We start from the raw sequence: 18,693 nt of genomic DNA on the forward strand, positions 1-18,693 counted from the left end.
CGGGTCGGATCGGGCCGCATCCGGCCGGGTCGGGGCGGAACAATCGGCGGTGCCTCGGCGTTGCAGCCGACATGCCTCTGACTGGTGAATACGAGCCCGGTACGTGGGACTGGGCGAGCAAGCAGGCCCAGCTGTACGAGAGCTCCGGCGGCAGCGCCGGGACGACTATGCAGGGAAAGCCCGTCATCCTGCTGACCTCGGTCGGCGCCCAGAGCGGGAAGCTCCGCAAGAACCCCCTGATGCGCGTCGAACACGACGGGGAGTACGCGGTGGTCGCGTCGAAGGGCGGCGACCCGGCGAACCCGTCCTGGTACCACAACCTGATCGCGAACCCGCACGTGGAGTTGCAGGACGGCCCGGTGAAGAAGGACTACCGCGCGCGGGTCGCCTCCGGCGAGGAGCGGCGGCTGTGGTGGGAGCGGGCGGTCGCGGTCTGGCCGGCGTACGACGAGTACCAGACGAAGACGGACCGGGAGATCCCGCTCTTCATCCTGACCCCGTTCGAGTCCTGACCCCGTACGAGTCCTGATCCTGTACGAGTCGAGTCCTGATCCTGTCCCGAAGCCCTGATCATCCTGGCCCTGTTCGGGCCTACCGGGCCCGGGACGCGGGGTCACCGCCGTAGGCGTCGGTCCGGCGCCCCCGGCGGCGTCCCCTCACTCCTCGCCACCCGCCTCCCGCACGAGCTCGATCGCCCGCCCCAGCGTGCCGAGCCGCGCGTCCAGCGTGTCGCCCGCCGGATAGAGCCGGACCGTGTCGACGCCCGCGGCGCACCAGACGCGCAGCCGTTCGCGGACCATCTCCTCGGTGCCGATCAACGTGGTCGCGAGGACCATCTCGTCGCTCACGAGGCCGGCCGCGCCGTCCCGGTCGCCGGCCTGCCAGCGCTCGCGGACCTCCGCGGCGACCTCGGCCCAGCCCTGCCTGCTGTAGGCGGCGTTGTAGAAATTGGTGGTGGCGGAGCCCATCCCGCCGAGGCTGAAGGCGAGTTCCTTCTTCCGGCCCGCGACCATCACGCGCAGGGCGTCCTCGTCGTCCGCGAACGCCACTTCGGCGCCCTGGCAGATGTCGAGGTCGGCGCGGGTGCGGCCGGCCGCAGCGAGGCCCGCGTCCAGATGGTCGAAGTAGGCCTCCTTGGCGCCTTCCGGCACGAAACTGGTGCCGAGCCAGCCGTTCGCGACCTCTCCCGTGAGGCGGAGCATCTTCGGGGAGAGCGTGGCGAGGTAGATCGGCAGGTCGTGCTCGGTGCGCAGCGACAGACGCATGGGCCGGGCCTCGCCGCCGGGCAGCGGGACGGTGAACTCCCGCCCCTCGTGGACGATCTTCTCGCCGGAGGCCGCCCGCCGGACGATGTCCACGGTCTCCCGCATCCGGGAGAGCGGGCGTGCGAACGGCACGCCGTGCAGCCCCTCGATGACCTGCGGCCCCGAAGGGCCGAGGCCCAGCAGGAACCGCCCTTCGGAGAGGTGCGCGAGCGTGAGGGCGGCCCTGGCGATGGCGACGGGGGTGCGGGTGCCGAGCTGGATGATCCCCGAGCCGAGCAACATGCGTTCGGTGCGGGCCGCCAAGTAGCCGAGCGGGGAGGGCGCTTCGGAGCCCCAGGCCTCGGCCACCCAGCAGATGTCCATGCCCAGCTTCTCGGCCTCGGTGACGAAGTCGACCGTCTCCCGCCAGTCCGCCCCGGACGCCTCGACCGTCGTCGACGTGCGCATCACACCCGCGCTCCTTCCGCGGTCGGCGTGCGCATCAGACCCACGCTCCTGCCGCGGTCGGCGCGCCGGCCGTGCCCTCGGCCAGTGCCTTGATCGCCTCGACCGTGGCGGTCATGCTCCGCTCGAACTCCCTCAGCCGTACGAACACGATCTTCTGCTCCTTCTCCGGCATCCGCTCGATCGCGTGGCTGAGTCCCGAGCGGCCGGGGCCGAGCCGCATCCACTGCGTCAGGAGCGTGCCTCCGTCATCCTGTGCCGTGAGGGTGAACCGCCAGAGGGCGCTGGGGTGCTCGGGGTCGTTCACCGCCCAGGCGAACTCGCGCGGCGCCTCGCACGCCACGACGTACGACGTGGTCTCCCACTCCCCCAACGACGCGTGCCTGCTGCGCCCGGTGAACCGCGCGCCGAGCGCGGGCCCGCTCGCCCCGTCCAGCCAGGCGACCGACTGCAACTCCGCGCTCAGGGCGGGCAGCAGGCCGATGTCGGAGACGAGCTCCCACACCCTTTCCGGTGACGCGGCGATCCGCCCGCTCCTCACCTCGACCGTCGGCCCGTCCGCGTAACGCGCGCCCGTCCACTCCATCGAAGACCGCCCTCCAAAGGCACCGACGAGACTTCCGCCCCTGACCTTGAGCGTTGCGTAGATGGACTTACTCGTCAAGAGTCGAGCACCGTCGTACGCGACCGCGGGGGCGCGGTGCCGTCAGCGGTTGAACCGGGCCTGCACGTCCGGGCGTTCGGCGAGGCGGGGCGGGTAACCGGGGCCGAGCCGCGGGCTCGTGTTCGCGGCCGTCATCGGTTCCCCGCAGTCGGCGCAGACGACTTCGGCGTGGCTGTCATGGCCGCAGCGGTCGTGGTGGAACACGATCGGCGCGCCTTCCTCGCCGCTCAGCCAGCGGTCGCCCCAGCTGTTCATGGCGGCGAGGACACCGAAGAAGTCGCGGCCCTTCTCGGTGAGCAGGTAGTCGTAGCGCACGGGGTCGCGCTGGTAGGCCCGCTTCTCCAGAAGGCCTTCGTCGACGAGGCGGCGCAGCCGGTCGGTCAGGGTGTTGCGGGCGATGCCCAGCTCCCGCTGGAAGGCGTCGAAGCGCTTGATGCCGTAGAACGCCTCACGCAGGACGAGCGGCGTCCACCAGTCGCCGAGCAGGTCCATCGTGCGGGCGATGGAGCACGGCCAGTTCGCAAAGGAGGTCCGCCTCATGACGCCAGCATACGAAGGTCGGTCTCAGCATGAGACCCAGCAGCAAGGAGCCGTGCCCGGGAGGGTGACGTTCGACGCAATCGGCGCCCGCCTGTTGTAAGCGGGCGCTTGGAGCTGATCGGGTACGAGGACCGGCGCCCCGGCGGGGGCCGGCCGAGCCGAGCAGTCAGGAGAACACCCCCATGACGACCGGGTACTTCACATCCGTCGACGACGTCTCGGCGCGCCTGGCCACCACCGGCTATCTGGCCTCCCCCGCCGTCGCCACGACCGTCTTCCTCGCGGACCGGCTCGGCAAGCCGCTGCTCGTGGAGGGCCCGGCCGGAGTGGGCAAGACGGAGCTGGCGAAAGCCGTCGCCGAGGTCGCGGGCGCCCGGCTCGTCCGGCTCCAGTGCTACGAGGGTGTCGACGAGTCGCGGGCGCTGTACGAGTGGAACCACGCCAAGCAGCTGCTGCGTATCACCGCGGGCCGCGACGAGTCGTGGGACGAGACGCGCACCGACATCTTCAGCGAGGAGTTCCTGCTCCCGCGCCCGCTGCTCACCGCGATCCGCAGCGACGAGCCGAAGGTCCTGCTGATCGACGAGACGGACAAGGCCGACGTCGAGGTCGAGGGGCTGCTCCTCGAAGTCCTCAGCGACTTCCAGGTCACCGTGCCGGAGCTGGGCACGATCAGCGCCGAGCGCCGCCCGTTCGTCGTCCTCACCTCCAACGCGAGCCGTGAGCTGTCCGAGGCGCTGCGCCGCCGCTGCCTCTTCCTCCACATCGGCTTCCCCGAGGAGGAGCTGGAGCGCCGCATCGTCCGCATGAAGGTGCCCGGACTCGACGAGGCGCTCGCCGCGTCGGTGGTGCGGGTGGTCGGCGCGCTGCGCGCGATGGACCTGCGGAAGGTGCCGTCGGTCGCGGAGACCATCGACTGGGCCCGTACGCTGCTCGCGCTCGGCGCCGGCACGCTGGACGAGACCGTCGTGCGCGACAGCCTGGGCGTGGTTCTCAAGCACCAGGACGACGTGCTGAAGGCCGTGGCCAAGCTCGACCTGGACGCCGTGTGACGCCCCCGCCGACCGAGGCCGGACCCGCCTCCTCCGCGCCTGGTTCTCCCCTATCCGAGTCCCCCGGCATCACCGGTCGCCTCACCGGTCTTGTCGGCACTCTCCGTTCGCACGGACTGCACATCGGGCCGGGTGAGACCGTCGACGCCGCGGCCGCCCTCGAAGTGCTCGGACTCACCGACCGCGAGCGGGTCAGGGAGGGGCTCGCCGCCGCGCTGCTCCACCGGGAGGACCAGCGCGCGGTCTTCGACCCGGTCTTCGACCTGTACTTCCCGCTGGGCGTCGGAGCGCCGGACGACGGGAGCGACCGCGTGCACGAGGGCGGCGGTGACGCCGACCGGGACGCGCTGCGGGAACGGCTCGTCGCCGCCCTCGCCGCGAACGACCAAGCGCTGCTCGGCCAGTTGGCAGGCGAAGCGGTCGACGGCTTCGGCGGTTACGGCTCCTCCTCTTCTTCTTCGGGCGCGGACGGCTCCTCGTCGGGCGCGGACGGCTGGTCGTCGTACCAGACCCTGAGCCGGCTGCGTCCGGAGACGCTGCTCACCCGGGTCCTCGCCGCCCTCCGCGCGGGCTCCACCGGGCAGGACGGGCAGGACACCGGCGAGGCGGAGTTCACCGACCGTCTCCTGGCCGACGAGGTGCGGCGCCGCATCGAGGGGTTCCGTGAGCGGGTCCGCACCGAGGCGCGCCGCCGGGTCGCCGAGCGGCGCGGCACGCAGGAGATCGCCCGCCGCGCCGTGGCGACCACCGCCGACCGCGTCGATTTCCTCCTCGCGGGCCGCGCGCACCTGGACGAATTGCGCCGGGCGGTGCATCCGTTGGCGCGCAGGCTCGCGACCCGGCTTGCCGCCCGTCGCAGACGGGCCGCGCGCGGCGGCATCGACCTGCGCCGCACGCTGCGCGGATCGCTGTCGACGGGCGGTGTGCCGATGCGCCCCGTGCTGCGCCGTCGCCGTCCCGCGCGCCCCGAACTGGTCCTGCTGTGCGATGTGTCCGGTTCGGTGGCGGGCTTCGCGAACTTCACGATGCTGCTGGTGCAGGCGTTGCACGACCAGTTCAGCAAGGTGCGCGTGTTCGCCTTCGTCAACCGCGTGGACGAGGTGACGGGGCTGGTCGCGCGCGGCGCCGCCGACCCGGCGGGCCTGAGCGCCCGGATCCTCGGGCAGGCCACCGTGACGGGCTGGCACGGGAGCAGCGACTACGGCACCTCCCTGGGAGAGTTCGCCGAGCGGTACCTCGACGCGGTCGGCCCGCGCTCGACGGTCTTCGTCCTCGGCGACGCCCGGACGAACATGAGCGACCCCAACCTCCCCGCGCTGCGGCACATCGCCGAGCGGGCCCGCCGGGTGTACTGGCTCAACCCCGAGGGGCGCTCGCAGTGGTCGACCGGGGACTCGGCGGCGTACGCGTACGCCGAGCTGGTCGAGATGCACGAGTGCCGCAACGCGCGACAGCTCAGCGGGCTGATCGCACGTCTGCTGCCCGTCTGACCATCCCCGCGAACGCGCACAGCCAGGCCGCGACCGCGATCCACAGCAGCACCCGGCCCGGCTCCCGAAGCCAGGGGACGCCCGCCGTCGCGCTCACCGAGAGCGTGGCGACGGCCGTCATGCCCATCGGGAAGACGGTGGCCCACCGCCGCACGTCGTAGCGCGGGCGCGGCCAGCGCACCTCGCTGACCAGCAGGACGAGGTACCAGGCGAGGTCCAGGGCGAGGACGAGCAGCGTCACCGTGCGCAGGACGACGTGCCAGGCGCCCGTGAACAGGGGCGCGGCCACGAGCTTCGTCCCGGCGAGCGCGGAGATCGCCAGGGCGCCGCCCGCCACCCACTGGTCGCCCGCGCCCGTCCGCAGCCCGGTGAGGTCGAACCGGGCGAAGGCCGCCGCGTACAGCACCGGACCGAGGCAGAAGAAGACGAGCGCGACGCCGGAGAGCGGGCGCGCGGGCAGGGCGAGGGCCAGGGCTCCGCAGAGCACCGCGATCCCCTGGGTGGCGACGCAGACGAGGAAGACCGCGCCCGGCATGCGGTGTCCCCAATGGCGTACGACAGCGGGCAGCAGGACCGGCCAGAGAGCGGCGGCGATCACCAGCAGGGTCACGGCGAGCGGCTGCCGGCCGAGGAGCGAGAGGCGGGTGCCCAGCACGCAGGTGGCGGCGACGGCGGTGAGGGCGGGCGGCGTGTCCGCCTCGGCCGTCCAGCGCGAGCGCCGGCGCGTCAGGCGGAACGCGAAGTCCACGGCGAGCGCGAGCCAGGCGGCCGCGGCCAGCACCAGCGCCGCGCGGGAGAGCGTCTCGTGGCCGAGGAGATGCAGGCCCACGGAGATGATCCCGGTGGCCATCACCGCGGACCCGGCCGCGGGCGGCAGCCCCGTCCACCAGGCGGTGAACCGGGCCCGGCGCGTCGTCGGCGGGCTGGGTGTCATGGCCCCAGGATCGGTCACCCGGCCCGGGTCCGCTGGCCGGGCGGGGCCGGTCGGGATCTTCCCGCGCCCCACCTGACGTGTGCCTTTTCGACGTGCGGGTACCCGGCCGCTCCGACGACGACCGGAGGAGAATCCGTGGCTGCACCCCGCAAGAACGTCTTTGTGCTCGGTCTGGACGAGGCCAATCTGCCCACCCTGAACAGCGTTCCCGACGCGGCGCAGTACCGCTTCCACCCGCTGCTCACCGTCGAGGAGCTCCAGGGCGGCGAGGTCTCCGTGCCGGAGCTGCTGGACAAGGCCCAGGGCATCCTCGACTCGTTCGACGGCAGCATCGACGCGATCGTGGGCTACTGGGACTTTCCCGTCAGCACCCTGGTCGCGATCCTGGGCGACCGCTACGGCACCCGCAGCACCAGCCTGGAGTCGGTCGTCAAGTGCGAGCACAAGTACTGGAGCAGGCTGGAGCAGCAGAAGGTGATCGACGAGCACCCGCGCTTCGGCCGGGTCGATCTCGACGCCGACGATCCGCGGCCGCCGGAGGGTGTGCGGTTCCCGATGTGGCTCAAGCCGGCGCTCTCCTATTCCTCGGAGCTGGCCTACAGCGTCAAGGACATGGACGAGTTCCGGGAGGCCGTGGCCCGGATCAAGGAGGGCATCAGCCGGGTCGGGCGCCCCTTCGAGTACATACTCCAGCAGCTCGACCTGCCCCCTGAGATGGACGGGGTGGGCGCGCAGGTCTGCCTCGCCGAGGAGGCGATATCGGGCGTCCAGGTCGCCGTGGAGGGGTACGTCCACCGGGGCGAGGTCACCGTCTACGGCGTCCTCGACTCCATCAACTACCCCGACTCCTCCTGCTTCCTGCGCCACCAGTACCCGTCCGGCCTGCCGGAGCCCGTGGTGCGGCGGCTGCACGACGTGTCGAAGCGGGTGATGCGGCAGGTCGGCATGGACTCGGCGACGTTCAGCATCGAGTACTTCTACGACCCGGCGACGGACGCCATCAATCTTCTGGAGATCAACCCCCGGCACTCCCAGTCGCACGCTGAGCTCTTCGCGTACGTCGACGGCGTCCCCAACCACCACTGCATGGTCAGTCTCGCCTTCGACGAGGACCCGGCGCTGCCCTATCGCGAGGGGCCGTACGCGACGGCGGCCAAGTGGTACTACCGGTGGTTCGCCGACGGCGTGTCGCACCAGGTGCCGACGGCCGAGGAGATCGAGCGGATCGAGCGCGACAACCCGGGCGTGCACATCGATGTCCTCGCCGAGGAGGGCAGGAAGCTGTCCGAGGTCACCGATCAGGACAGCTACAGCTACGAGCTGGCCCACATCAGCACCGGCGGCGACAGCGAAGAGGATCTGCGGCGCAAGTACGACCGGTGCGTGGCCGCGCTGGGGCTCGCCTTCGACGAGACCGAGCCCGGCGGCCGCGACCAGACCAACGACTGACCGGCACACCGAACCACCCCGCACCACCCGTCGGCCCCGGCGGGACAGCAACTGAGAGGACGGCCCCGCACCATGCGTTACGTGGGCAATCTCCCGTACGCGACGAAAGAGGAAGAGCACGTCGTCATCCCGATGTCCGACGGCGTCCGGCTGTCGGCCCGCGTCTGGCGGCCCACGGCGTCGGACGACGACCCGGTGCCCGCCATCCTGGAGTACATCCCGTACCGCAAGCGCGATCTGAGCTCGCAGCGCGACTCGATCCACCACCCCTACATCGCGGGGCACGGGTACGCGTGCGTGCGGGTCGACCTGCGCGGCACCGGCGAGTCCGAGGGCGTGCTCACCGACGAGTACCTGGAGCAGGAGCAGACCGACGCCGAGGAAGTCCTCGCCTGGCTGGCGGAGCAGCCCTGGTGCGACGGCACCACCGGCATGATGGGCATCTCCTGGGGCGCGTTCGCCGCACTCCAGGTCGCCGCCCGGCAGCCCGAGAGCCTCAAGGCGATCGTCATCTCGTCGTTCACGGACGACAGGTACGCCGACGACATGCACTACATGGGCGGGGCGATGCTGTCGGACAACCTCGCCGAGGCGGGCACCATGTTCGCCTACGCCACCTGTCCCCCGGACCCCGCGGTGGTCGGCGACCGGTGGCGCGAGATGTGGCGGGAGCGGCTCGACCACGCCCGGCCCTGGGTCCTCGAGTGGCTGCGCCACCAGCGCCGCGACGCGTACTGGAAGCACGCCTCCGTCTGCGAGGACTACCAGGCCGTGCGCTGTCCGGTCCTCGCCTCCAGCGGCTGGGCGGACGGCTACTCCAACGCCGTGACCCGGCTGCTCGCCCATCTCGACGTGCCGCGCAAGGGCCTCGTCGGCCCCTGGTCGCACAAGTATCCGCACCTGGGCGAGCCCGGCCCCGCCATCGGTTACCTCCAGGAGGTCGTGCGCTGGTGGGACCACTGGCTCAAGGGCGAGGACAACGGCGTGATGGAGGGCCCGATGCTGCGGGCCTGGATGCAGGAGAGCGTGCCGCCCTCCACCTCGTACGAGGAGCGGCCCGGGCGCTGGGTCGGCGAGCCGGACTGGCCCTCGCCCCACATCCAGCAGGTCAGCCGTCCGCTGGCGCGGCACCGCATCGTCATGGACGGCGAGGCGCCCGGGGACGAGGTGCCCGCGGGCGAGGCGATGACGGTGCAGTCCCCGCTCTCCGTGGGTCAGTTCGCCGGGAAGTGGGCGTCCTACAACGCGCCGCCGGACCTGCCCTACGACCAGCGCGAGGAGGACGGCGGGTCGCTCGTCTTCGACTCGCCCGAGCTCACCGAGACCGTGGAGATCCTCGGCTCGCCCTCCGTCGAACTGGACCTGTCGGTCAGTGAACCGGTGGCCACCGTCGCCGCCCGCATCTCCGACGTCGCCCCCGACGGACGCGCCACGCGGGTCACGTACGGCGTGCTCAACCTGACCCACAGGGACGGCACGGGCCAGCCCGAGCCGCTCGAACCGGGCCGCCGCTACCGCGCGACCCTCCAGCTCAACGGCGTCGCCCAGTCCTTCCCGCCCGGCCACCGGATCCGGCTCTCCCTGTCGACGTCCTACTGGCCGCTGGCCTGGCCCCCACCGCGCCCCGTGGTGCTCAGCGTGTACGAGGGGTCCAGCGCGCTGCGGCTTCCGGTGCGGCCGACGGCGGAACCGGACAACGCGCCCCAGCGGCCCTTCGGCGAACCCGAGGGCACCCCGCCGCTCGCCACCACCCGGCTCTCCCCGCCGGAGCAGCGCTGGGAGGTCAAGCGCGACCTGGTCGGATACGACTCCTCGCTGGAGATCGTCAAGGACCGCGGCATGGTGCGCTACGACGAGATCGGACTCGACGTCGGCTGCCGGGCGTACGAGCGGTACACCGCGACCGGGGACGACTTCACCTCGGTGGGCGGCGAGTCCGACTGGACGATGCGGTTCCGGCGGGACGACTGGGACGTCAGCGTGCGGACCCGCACCGTGCTGCGGTGCGACGAGGAGAACTTCTTCGTCGACGCGACCTTGGACGGCTACGAGGGCGAGCGGCGCGTCTTCTCCCGCACCTGGAACGAAACCCTGCCGCGCGACCTGCTCTGACCTGCGCCCGCCCGACCCGACCGCACGCGCGCAAAGCCGCCCGCCGGTCCTCCGCCCGGCCCTGGCCGGCGGCGCGGCGGCCGGGTTTGGCGCACAGGCCGGGGGAGACTCGCACTCACGCACGCCGAGACCTTGGAGGCTGCCATGTACACCGTCACGGATGCCGCATGAACGACATGAAGACACCCGGTGCGCTGCCGGGCCGCCCCGAGTCGTACTGGATGGACACCAGCGCGTCGACGTCCCACCCGCCCCTGACCGAGGACATCGAGGTCGACGTCGCCGTGGTCGGCGGCGGCGTCGCGGGGCTGAGCACGGCGTGGGAACTCGCCCGCGCCGGCCGGTCGGTCGCCGTCCTGGAAGCCGACCGCATCGCCGCCGGAGTCACCGGCTACACCACCGCCAAACTCACCGCCCTGCACTCCCTCGTCTACGAGCAGCTGCGCCGCACACGCGGCCCGGAGGGCGCCCGCCTGTACGCGGAGTCGCAGCAGCGGGCGGTGGAGCACGTGGCGGCGGTCTCCGCCGAGCTCGGCATCGACTGCGACCTGGAACGCGCACCGGCCTTCACCTACACGACGCGCGCCGACCGCACCGACGAGCTGCGGGCCGAGGCCGCCGCGGCCCGGGAGGCCGGCCTCGCCGCCACCTACACGGAGGAGACCGGCCTGCCCTTCCCCGTCGCGGGTGCGGTGCGCGTCGAGGACCAGGCGCAGTTCCACCCCCGCTCCTATCTGCTCGCGCTCGCCGACGACCTGCTGGCGCGCGGCGGTGTCATCCACGAGCGGACCCGGATCACCGGCCTGCGCGAGGGTTCGCCGTGCACCGTGACCTCCGAGTCCGGGCACACGGTCACCGCGCGGGCCGTCGTCGTCGCCACGCACTACCCGGTCTTCGACCGTGCCCTGCTCTTCGCCCGGCTCTCCCCGCGGCGCGAGCTCGTCGTCGCCGCTCCCCTGGCGCCCGGCCAGGACCCGGGCGGCACGTACATCACGCAGGACGAGGGCAAGCGCTCGGTGCGCACCGCGCCCTACGGCCGTGACGGTGGGCGGCTCCTCATCGTCACGGGCGACAGCTTCACGCCGGGCACCGGCGACCCCGCCGAGGGATTCCGCACCCTGGACACGTGGATGCGGGAACGCTTCGACGTCGCGGAGACGGCCTACCGGTGGGCGGCCCAGGACAATGACCCCACCGACACCGTCCCCATGGTCGGCCCCTTCCACCCCGGCGCCCGGCACACCTATGTGGCGACCGGGTTCGGCGGCTGGGGCATGAGCGGCGGCGTCATGGCGGGTCAGCTGCTCACCGGGCTGATCTGCGGCGAGAAGCCGCCGTGGGCCGAGCTGTACGACCCGCGCCGCCTGTGGAGCGCCGTACGGGAGATGCCGTCCCTGCTGAGCACACAGGCGGAGGTCGCACGCCACTTCGTCGGCGACCGGCTCCGCCCGACCCACGTCGACTCCGTGGACGAGATCCCCGCGGGGTCCGGTGCGGTGGTCCGCGTCGAGGGGCGGCGCTGCGCGGTGCACCGCGACGAGTCGGGCGCGCTGCACGCGGTCTCCGCGCGCTGCACCCACCTCGGCTGCCTGGTCTCCTTCAACGAAGCCGAGACGACGTGGGAGTGCCCCTGCCACGGCTCCCGGTTCGCCACCGACGGCTCGGTCCTCCAGGGCCCTGCGACCCGTCCCCTGGAGCCGCGCGAATTGCCCGGCTCATGAGGTCCGGGGCGGTGTCCCACCGGTCAGGGGCGCGGGCAGGTCGCCGGGCGTGCCCGTGCGGGCGAAGGTGAGCCACGCGGCGCGCAGCGCCCTGCCGAGCCGGTCGGTCTCCTGCCACGGCGTCGCGCCCAGCATGGGGGCCGACCGCCAGGCGTCGCGCGTCCCGAAGAGCAGGGGCAGTTCGAGGCAGTGGGTGGCGCCGAACGGGGATCCGGCGGGGCGCCAGTCGATGCGGTACGAGTGCACCCGGGCGCCGGCCCGCGCCAGGCGCTCCCCGTAGCGGGTCAGCGGCTCCTCGTACACCTCGCGGGTGCGCACCGCCGGGTCCTCGCCGTCGCCGAGGAACGCGGTCATGTCGTCGGCGTTCCAGCCGTACAGGACGTCGAGACCGCGTACGTTCTCGTCCAAGGGGGCGCCCGGCGGCGGGAGGGGCGCGGCTCCTTCGACGGGGATGAAAGCGGGCTCCATCCGCCGGCCCGCCGTGCGCAGGTGAACGGCTGCCGTCTCCCTCTGGGCCGCCAGGATCGCGGGCACGTCGGCCGTGCGCGGGTCCGTGCCGAGGGCGTCGGCGAAGACCTGCCCGAGCGCCAGGGACTCCTTGTGGGGGCGGGCGGTGATCTCCAGCGGGGCGCTCTGAAGGACGGCCCTGCGGAACAGGCCGCGTGCCTCGGGCAGTTCCATCAGGAGGCGTATGGAGATGCCGCCCGCGGACTGGCCGATCACGGTGACGTTCGTGGGGTCGCCGCCGTAGTCGGCGATGTGCGTGGCCACCCAGCGCAACGCCTCCACCTGGTCGTAGAGGCCGAGGTTGCCCTCGCTCACCCCGTCGAGGCAGAGGTAACCGAGCGCTCCGAGGCGGTAGTTGACGCCGACGACGACCACATCGCCCTCGGCCGCGAGGACTCCCCCGTCGTACCAGTCCATGAGGCCCGCGCCGGTGGCGAACCCGCCGCCGTGCAGCCACACCAGCACCGGCCTGGCCCCCGCGTCCAGGGCCGGAGTGGCGATCGCCAGGTTGAGGCAGTCCTCGCCCTGCGGGTGGCTGTCGGAGGGCGGGCCCATCACGAAGTCGAGCCTGGAGGCGGGTTGCGGACAGATCTCGCCGCCGCTGGGGCGCGGGTCCGTTACCGGCCGGGGCCGGGCGAAGCGTTCGGCGGTGGCGTAGCGGATCGGTCCCGTACGGATCACTTCCGTACCGGACGGTGTGGTGTCGTCGCGCATGCTTCCGCACCTTCCGTGGTGACTACACATAACACGGCGAAGTCTCCGTCACCGGAGGGCGATGCGCCACCAGTTCGAGCCGACGGTCGACCGTCCGTTGCGTGGCTGGACGACTGCGCGTCACGCGAGTGCGGCGCCCTCCGTAACGGGCCCCGGTCTCCCCCGCCCCGCCTGGGCGGCCCCTGGTATGTCGTGGTGGATCGGTGTCCGCGAGCCGGTCAGCGGCAGGCCGGTGCCGCCCTGCCGTGCCGCGACGATCTCCGCCGCGATGGACAGGGCGGTCTCCTCGGGCGTACGGGCCCCGAGGTCGAGGCCGATCGGCGAGTGGAGCGCGGCCAGTTCGTCCTCGGTGACGCCCTCCTCGCGCAGGCGGCGGTTGCGGTCCTCGTGGGTGCGGCGGGAGCCCATCGCGCCGACGAACGCGACGGGCAGCCGCAGCGCCGCCGCGAGGAGCGGCACGTCGAACTTGGCGTCGTGGGTGAGGACGCACAGGACGGTGCGGCTGTCCGTGGCGGTGCTCCGGAGATAGCGGTGCGGCCACTCGACCACGACGTCGTCGGCCTCCGGGAAGCGGGCCGGGGTGGCGAAGACGGGGCGGGCGTCGCAGACCGTCACGTGGTAGCCGAGAAACTTGCCCGCGCGGACCAGGGCCGCCGCGAAGTCGACGGCACCGAAGACGATCATGCGGGGCGGTGGCACGCTCGACTCGACGAGGACCGTCACGGTGCTCCCGCAGCGCGTACCGCTCTCGGAGACGACGAACTCGCCGGTGCGGCCGGTCGCCAGCAGGGCGCGGCTCTCCGCCACCGCCGTCCGGTCCAGCTCCGGATGCCCGCCGAGTGTCCCTTCGTACGCCCCCTTGCTCCCCTCGTCCCCCTGCGGGGCGACCAGGAGCGGTCTGCCGAGGAGTTCGGCGGGGCCCTCGAACACGCGGGCCAGGGCCACGGACCCGCCGCGGACGGCGGCGGACAGGGCGGTGGCGAACACCGCCCTGTCCGGCGCGGCCGCGGTCACCGGGGTGACCAGGACCTCGATGACCCCGCCGCAGGTCAGGCCGACGGCGAAGGCGTCCTCGTCGCTGTAGCCGAACCGCTCGACGGTGGCTTCGCCGTCCTGGAGGGCCTGGACGCACAGGTCGTAGACCGCCGCCTCGACGCAGCCGCCGGAGACCGAGCCGATGACGGTGCCCCCGGCGTCGACGGCCAGGGCGGCGCCGGGACCCCGCGGTGCGCTGCCGCCGACGCTCACGACGGTGGCGACGGCGAAGTCCCGGCCCTCCTCGACCCATTGGTGCAGGTCGTCGGCGATGTCAAGCACGGGGCGCGGCCCCCGCGAGCAGGACGCGGTCGGGGCGGATCGGGAGGGTTCGGTGGCGGACGCCCGTCGCGTGCCAGACCGCGTTGGCGACCGCGGCCGCGGCGCCGACGATCCCGATCTCCCCGACGCCCTTGATGCCCACCGGGTCGTCCGCGTCCGGGTCGGCCACCCAGTCCGCCTCGATGTGCGGCACGTCGGCGTGCGTGGCGATGTGGTAGCCCGCGAGGTCGGGGCCCACGAGACCGCCCGACGCCGCGTCCCTGACCGCCTCCTCGTGCAGCGCCATGGACAGGCCCCACGTCATGCCGCCGATCAGCTGGCTGCGCGCGGTCAGCGGATTGACGATCCGTCCCGCGGCGAAGATGCCGAGCATGCGCCGCACCCGCACCTCGCCGCTGGTGACGTCCACGGCGACCTCGGCGAACTGGGCGCCGAACGCGTGCCGTTCCTTCTGGCTGAGCGCACCGATGGCCGCACTGGTGTCCGAGCGTGCGGTGATCCCCTCCGGCGGGATGTGTCCGCCGGGGACCAGCTTCTCGCGCAGCTCGCGCGCCGCGAGCGTGACCGCCCAGCCCCAGGACCGGGTGCCCATGGAGCCGCCTGCGATCATCGCGGGCCCGAAGTCGCTGTCACCGATGTGGACGCGGACCCGGTCCGGGGCGACCTCGAGGGCGTCCGCGGCGATCAGTGTGAGGGCGGTCCGCGCGCCGGTGCCGATGTCCGCCGCGGTGATACGCACGGTGTAGGTGCCGTCGGCCTCCGCCGTCACGCCCGCGGTGCTCGGGGCGACGAGCACCGGGAAGGTGGCCGCGGCCGTGCCGGTGCCGAGCAGCCAGCGTCCGTCGCGGCGCAGACCGGGGCGCGGATCGCGGTCCGCCCAGCCGAACCTGCGGGCGCCCTCGTCGAAGCACGCCAGCAGATTGCGGCTGCTGAACGGCAGGCCGGAGACCGGACCGACCTCCGGTTCGTTGCGGGTCCGCAGCGCGATCGGGTCCAGGCCGCACTTCTCGGCGAGCTCATCGAGCGCCGACTCCACCGCGAAGGAGCCGGGTGCCTCGCCGGGGGCGCGCACCCAGGTCGGTGTCGGCACGTCGAGGCGTACGACACGGTTGACGGTGTGGTGCGCGTCGGCGGCGTACATCGAGCGGCCGAACCCGGCGCTCTCCTCGACGAATTCGTGGACGGTCGACGACAGGCTCTGTGCCTGGTGGTCGAAGGCCAGCAGCCGCCCGTCGGGCTCGGCGCCGAGCCGGACGCGCTGCGTGGTGGGGCTGCGGTAGCCGACGAGGGAGAACATCTGGCGGCGCGTCATGACGACGCGGACGGGCCGGTCGAGGGTGGTCGCCGCCATCACGGCGAAGACCTGGTGGATCCGCAGTCCCTTCGATCCGAAGGCGCCGCCGACGTGCTCGGACCTCACCCGCACCGATGCCGGGTCGAGGGAGAACAGCTTCGCCAGTTCGTCCGCGACCCAGGTGCTGCCCTGGTTGGAGTCGACGATGTCGAGGCGGCCGTTGTCCCAGCGGGCGGTCGCGGCGTGCGGCTCCATCGAGCTGTGGTGTTCTTCTGGGGTGCTGTACTCGGCGTCCACGACGTGCGTGGAGGCGGCGAGCCGGGACTCCAGATCGCCCTTCTCCTTGCGCATGCCGTCGCCGTCCGGCGTGTACGTGCCCGGCCGGCCGAGGGAGAACGCGACGTCGTGCGGCTCCTGGTCGTACTGGACCACCAGGGCCTCGGCGGCCTCCCTCGCCTGTTCGGGCGTCTCGGCGACGACCAGCGCCACCGGCCAGCCCACGAAGGGCACCCGGTCGTGCTGGAAGGCCTCGACGACCGGGTCGGGCCGCCCGAGCATGCCCACGTAGTCGGCGTCGACCCGCGGCGCGTTCCCGTGGTGCAGCACGGCGAGGACGCCGGGCATCGCGAGGACGGCCGCGGAGTCGATCGAACGGATGCGGCCGCGGGCGATCGTGGACAGCGCCAGCCAGCCGTGGGCGAGGTCGGCGAAGGGGATCTCTCCGGCGTAGCGGGCCGCGCCGGTGACCTTGTCGCGGCCCTCGACGCGGGTGTGCGCGGTGCCGACGGCACCGGTGGTGGCCGTGGTCGTTGTCGTCGTCGCGGTCATCGAAGCGCCTCCTCGGTGAGTTCGGTCAGCAGGGCCACGACGAGGTTGCGCGTGAGCGTCACCTTGTAGCCGTTGTCGGGCAGCGCGCGGGCGGCGGCCAGTTCGGCGTCGGCCGCGGCGGCGAAGGCCCCGGCGCTCGCCGGGCCGCCCATCAGCACCCGCTCGGCCTCCCGGGCACGCCACGGCCGGGAGGCGACCGCGCCGATGCCGACGCGCACGTCCCGTACGACACCGTCCCGCACGTCGAGGGCGGCGGCGATCGAGCCGATGGCGAACGCGTACGAGGCGCGCTCGCGCACCTTGCGGTAGCGGGAGACGGCCGCGACCGGGGCGGGCGGCAGGGTGACGGCCGTGATGAGCGCGCCGGGCGGCAGCGCGGTCTCCAGGTGCGGGGTGTCGCCCACGGGCAGGTAGAAGTCGGTGATCGGCAACTCGCCTGGGCCGTCGGCCGTTTCGTAGTGGACGACGGCGTCGAAGGCGGTGAGGGCCACGCCCATGTCGGAGGGGTGGACGGCCACGCAGTGCTCGGTGGCGCCGAGGATCGCGTGGTTGTGGTGCACGCCCTCGATGGCGGAGCAGCCGGTGCCGGGCGCGCGCTTGTTGCAGGGCTTGCTCAGGTCGGTGAAGTAGCCGCAGCGGGTGCGCTGGAGGAGATTCCCGCCGACCGTCGCCATGTTGCGCAGCTGGCCGGAGGCGCCCGCGAGGACCGCCTGCGCCAGCGCCGGGTAGCGGCGGCGCACGTCGGGGTGGGCGGCGAGATCGCTGTTGGTGACGGTGGCGCCGACGCGCAGGCCGCCGTCCTCGGTGGTCTCGATCCCGTCCAGGGGCAGTTCGCGGATGTCGACGAGGAGGGCGGGCCGCTCCACGCCGGTCTTCATCAGGTCGACGAGGTTGGTGCCGCCGCCGAGATAGCGGGCGTCGGGGTCGGCGCCGAGCACGGCGACCGCACCGGGCACGTCATGTGCGCGCTGATAACCGAAGTCCCTCATGCGGTGGCACCTTCCTCGGCGCTCGAGGCCTTCGCGACGGCCTGCACGATCGACACGTACGCGCCGCAGCGGCAGAGGTTGCCGCTCATCCGCTCGCGGATCTCCTCGGCGGTGAGCTCGGGCACGCCCGCCTCGGGCCGCACGTCGGTGGTGGCGGCGCTCGGCCAGCCCGCCGCGTGCTCCTCCAGGACGCCGAGCGCGGAACAGATCTGCCCCGGGGTGCAGTAGCCGCACTGGTAGCCGTCGAGGTCGAGGAAGGCCTGCTGGACGGGGTGCAGCCGGTCGCCGTCCGCGACGCCCTCGATGGTGGTTATCTCGCGCCCCTCGGCGGCGACCGCGAGCTGGAGACAGGAGACGGCCCGGCGGCCGTCGATCAGCACCGTGCAGGCCCCGCACTGGCCTTGGTCGCAGCCCTTCTTGGTGCCGGTCAGATCGAGTCGCTCGCGCAGCGCGTCGAGCAGGGTGGTGCGGTGGTCGACGGTCAGTGTGTGCTTCTCACCGTTGATGTTCAAGGTGAGGGCACTGGACGTCGATGGAGCCATGAGCAGCCTTCTTTCGCGAATCGCGTCGAACGAGGCGGTCCCGGCGCAAGGTGCGGGAGGAGATGGCGCTGTACAGGAAGGGAGACCCTGTCGCTGTGGCGGCGGGGGTCCCCAGGGGCCGTGACTGCCGCTATGGTGACCCTAAGCGGACAGCCGTCCGTTAACCGTCGAACTTAGCGGACAGTTGTCCGCTCAGCAAGGCACTACAGGGCAGCGTTGCGCCGCGTGATGGACCGAAGGAGAGCGAAATGGGCCGGCACAAGGACGCGCCCTTGCGCTCGGACGCGCAGCGCAACCGCGAGCGCATCCTCGAAGTGGCCCTCGCGGAGCTGACGCGGGCGAGCGACGCGCCGCTCAGTGCCATCGCGAAGAAGGCGGGCGTCGGACAGGGCACGTTCTACCGCAACTTCCCCAACCGGGAGTCGCTCGTCCTCGAGGTGTACCGCTACGAGGTCCAGCAGGTCTCCGACGCCGCCTGCCAGTTGCTGGAGACCCGGGCCCCGGACCGGGCCCTGCGGGAGTGGATGGACCGCCTCGTCCGGTACGCGATGGCGAAGGCGGGCCTCGCCGACGCGATCCGCAAGGCCACGAGCACGCTCGGCAGCCTGGCCGGGGTGGGCCCCGGCCCGCTGACCGAGGCCATCGAGCACCTGCTGCGAGCCAACGAGGAAGCGGGCACCATCCGGCCGGGCGTCACCCCCGACGACTTCCTGCTCGCCATCGCCGGCCTCTGGCACATCGACCCGCACAGCGACTGGGAGGCGCGGGCCGGCCGCCTCATGGATCTCGTCATGGACGGGCTGCGGGCGGGCGCGCCCGGCCGCTGAGCCC

General features: G+C 72.7%; 16 protein-coding genes. 7 read left to right on the forward strand and 9 right to left on the reverse strand.

Features of this window, described 5'->3' with window-relative positions:
- The first annotated feature begins 71 nt into the window (after positions 1-71).
- Complete coding sequence (locus ACZ4Z4_RS33340; protein WP_468335835.1) at positions 72-512, forward strand: nitroreductase family deazaflavin-dependent oxidoreductase; 441 nt, start codon at positions 72-74, stop codon at positions 510-512.
- 144 nt (positions 513-656) lie between these two features.
- On the opposite strand, the gene ACZ4Z4_RS33345 is transcribed toward ACZ4Z4_RS33340, so the two are convergent.
- From ACZ4Z4_RS33345 to ACZ4Z4_RS33355, 3 genes are all read right to left on the reverse strand, one after another.
- Positions 657-1,712 carry an LLM class flavin-dependent oxidoreductase gene (locus ACZ4Z4_RS33345; RefSeq protein ID WP_468335838.1) on the reverse strand — a complete coding sequence of 352 codons (1,056 nt, stop codon included), beginning with the start codon at positions 1,710-1,712 and terminating at the stop codon, positions 657-659.
- A 34-nt stretch (positions 1,713-1,746) separates the two neighbouring features.
- Positions 1,747-2,295: an SRPBCC family protein gene (locus ACZ4Z4_RS33350; RefSeq protein WP_468335842.1), complete on the reverse strand. Its 549-nt coding sequence runs from the start codon at positions 2,293-2,295 to the stop codon at positions 1,747-1,749.
- A 120-nt stretch (positions 2,296-2,415) separates the two neighbouring features.
- Entirely contained in the window at positions 2,416-2,913 is a 498-nt protein-coding gene (locus ACZ4Z4_RS33355; RefSeq protein WP_362988550.1) for a winged helix-turn-helix transcriptional regulator, read from the reverse strand.
- A 182-nt stretch (positions 2,914-3,095) separates the two neighbouring features.
- On the opposite strand from ACZ4Z4_RS33355, the gene ACZ4Z4_RS33360 reads away from it, so the two are divergent.
- Positions 3,096-3,965 carry an AAA family ATPase gene (locus ACZ4Z4_RS33360; protein ID WP_468335849.1) on the forward strand — a complete coding sequence of 290 codons (870 nt, stop codon included), beginning with the start codon at positions 3,096-3,098 and terminating at the stop codon, positions 3,963-3,965.
- A gap of 68 nt (positions 3,966-4,033) precedes the next feature.
- Positions 4,034-5,455, forward strand: a complete 1,422-nt coding sequence (locus tag ACZ4Z4_RS33365; RefSeq protein ID WP_468336242.1) for a vWA domain-containing protein — start codon at positions 4,034-4,036, stop codon at positions 5,453-5,455.
- On the opposite strand, the gene ACZ4Z4_RS33370 is transcribed toward ACZ4Z4_RS33365, so the two are convergent.
- Entirely contained in the window at positions 5,421-6,389 is a 969-nt protein-coding gene (locus tag ACZ4Z4_RS33370; protein ID WP_468335852.1) for a tellurite resistance/C4-dicarboxylate transporter family protein, read from the reverse strand. The two genes, ACZ4Z4_RS33365 and ACZ4Z4_RS33370, sit on opposite strands and share 35 nt — an antisense overlap.
- A gap of 135 nt (positions 6,390-6,524) precedes the next feature.
- On the opposite strand from ACZ4Z4_RS33370, the gene ACZ4Z4_RS33375 reads away from it, so the two are divergent.
- The 3 genes from ACZ4Z4_RS33375 to ACZ4Z4_RS33385 all read left to right on the forward strand — a co-directional run bounded on the left by ACZ4Z4_RS33375 (position 6,525) and on the right by ACZ4Z4_RS33385 (position 11,671).
- Positions 6,525-7,838 carry an ATP-grasp domain-containing protein gene (locus ACZ4Z4_RS33375; RefSeq protein ID WP_468335855.1) on the forward strand — a complete coding sequence of 438 codons (1,314 nt, stop codon included), beginning with the start codon at positions 6,525-6,527 and terminating at the stop codon, positions 7,836-7,838.
- Positions 7,839-7,910: 72 nt separating this feature from the next.
- Positions 7,911-9,950 (forward strand): CocE/NonD family hydrolase, encoded by a 2,040-nt coding sequence (locus ACZ4Z4_RS33380; protein ID WP_468335858.1) that lies wholly within the window; start codon positions 7,911-7,913, stop codon positions 9,948-9,950.
- Positions 9,951-10,126: 176 nt separating this feature from the next.
- Positions 10,127-11,671 (forward strand): FAD-dependent oxidoreductase, encoded by a 1,545-nt coding sequence (locus ACZ4Z4_RS33385; RefSeq protein WP_468336245.1) that lies wholly within the window; start codon positions 10,127-10,129, stop codon positions 11,669-11,671.
- On the opposite strand, the gene ACZ4Z4_RS33390 is transcribed toward ACZ4Z4_RS33385, so the two are convergent.
- The 5 genes from ACZ4Z4_RS33390 to ACZ4Z4_RS33410 form a co-directional block, all read right to left on the reverse strand.
- The gene (locus ACZ4Z4_RS33390; protein WP_468335861.1) at positions 11,666-12,892 is read right to left on the reverse strand and encodes a carboxylesterase family protein; all 1,227 of its coding nucleotides are present in this window, start codon (positions 12,890-12,892) and stop codon (positions 11,666-11,668) included. The genes ACZ4Z4_RS33385 and ACZ4Z4_RS33390 overlap by 6 nt on opposite strands.
- A 120-nt stretch (positions 12,893-13,012) precedes the next feature.
- Entirely contained in the window at positions 13,013-14,209 is a 1,197-nt protein-coding gene (locus tag ACZ4Z4_RS33395; protein WP_468335864.1) for an XdhC family protein, read from the reverse strand.
- Complete coding sequence (locus ACZ4Z4_RS33400) at positions 14,202-16,331, reverse strand: xanthine dehydrogenase family protein molybdopterin-binding subunit (protein WP_468335867.1); 2,130 nt, start codon at positions 16,329-16,331, stop codon at positions 14,202-14,204. The genes ACZ4Z4_RS33395 and ACZ4Z4_RS33400 overlap by 8 nt, the downstream gene beginning before the upstream one ends.
- The gene (locus tag ACZ4Z4_RS33405; RefSeq protein WP_468335870.1) at positions 16,328-17,320 is read right to left on the reverse strand and encodes an FAD binding domain-containing protein; all 993 of its coding nucleotides are present in this window, start codon (positions 17,318-17,320) and stop codon (positions 16,328-16,330) included. The genes ACZ4Z4_RS33400 and ACZ4Z4_RS33405 overlap by 4 nt, the downstream gene beginning before the upstream one ends.
- Positions 17,317-17,862 carry a (2Fe-2S)-binding protein gene (locus ACZ4Z4_RS33410; RefSeq protein ID WP_468335873.1) on the reverse strand — a complete coding sequence of 182 codons (546 nt, stop codon included), beginning with the start codon at positions 17,860-17,862 and terminating at the stop codon, positions 17,317-17,319. Before ACZ4Z4_RS33410 ends, ACZ4Z4_RS33405 begins: the two co-directional genes overlap by 4 nt.
- Positions 17,863-18,110: 248 nt before the next feature.
- Between ACZ4Z4_RS33410 and ACZ4Z4_RS33415 the strand changes: the two genes are divergently transcribed.
- Positions 18,111-18,689: a TetR/AcrR family transcriptional regulator gene (locus tag ACZ4Z4_RS33415; RefSeq protein ID WP_468335876.1), complete on the forward strand. Its 579-nt coding sequence runs from the start codon at positions 18,111-18,113 to the stop codon at positions 18,687-18,689.
- The last annotated feature ends 4 nt before the right edge of the window (positions 18,690-18,693 follow it).

The organism is Streptomyces sp. NPDC030245 (assembly GCF_055572995.1).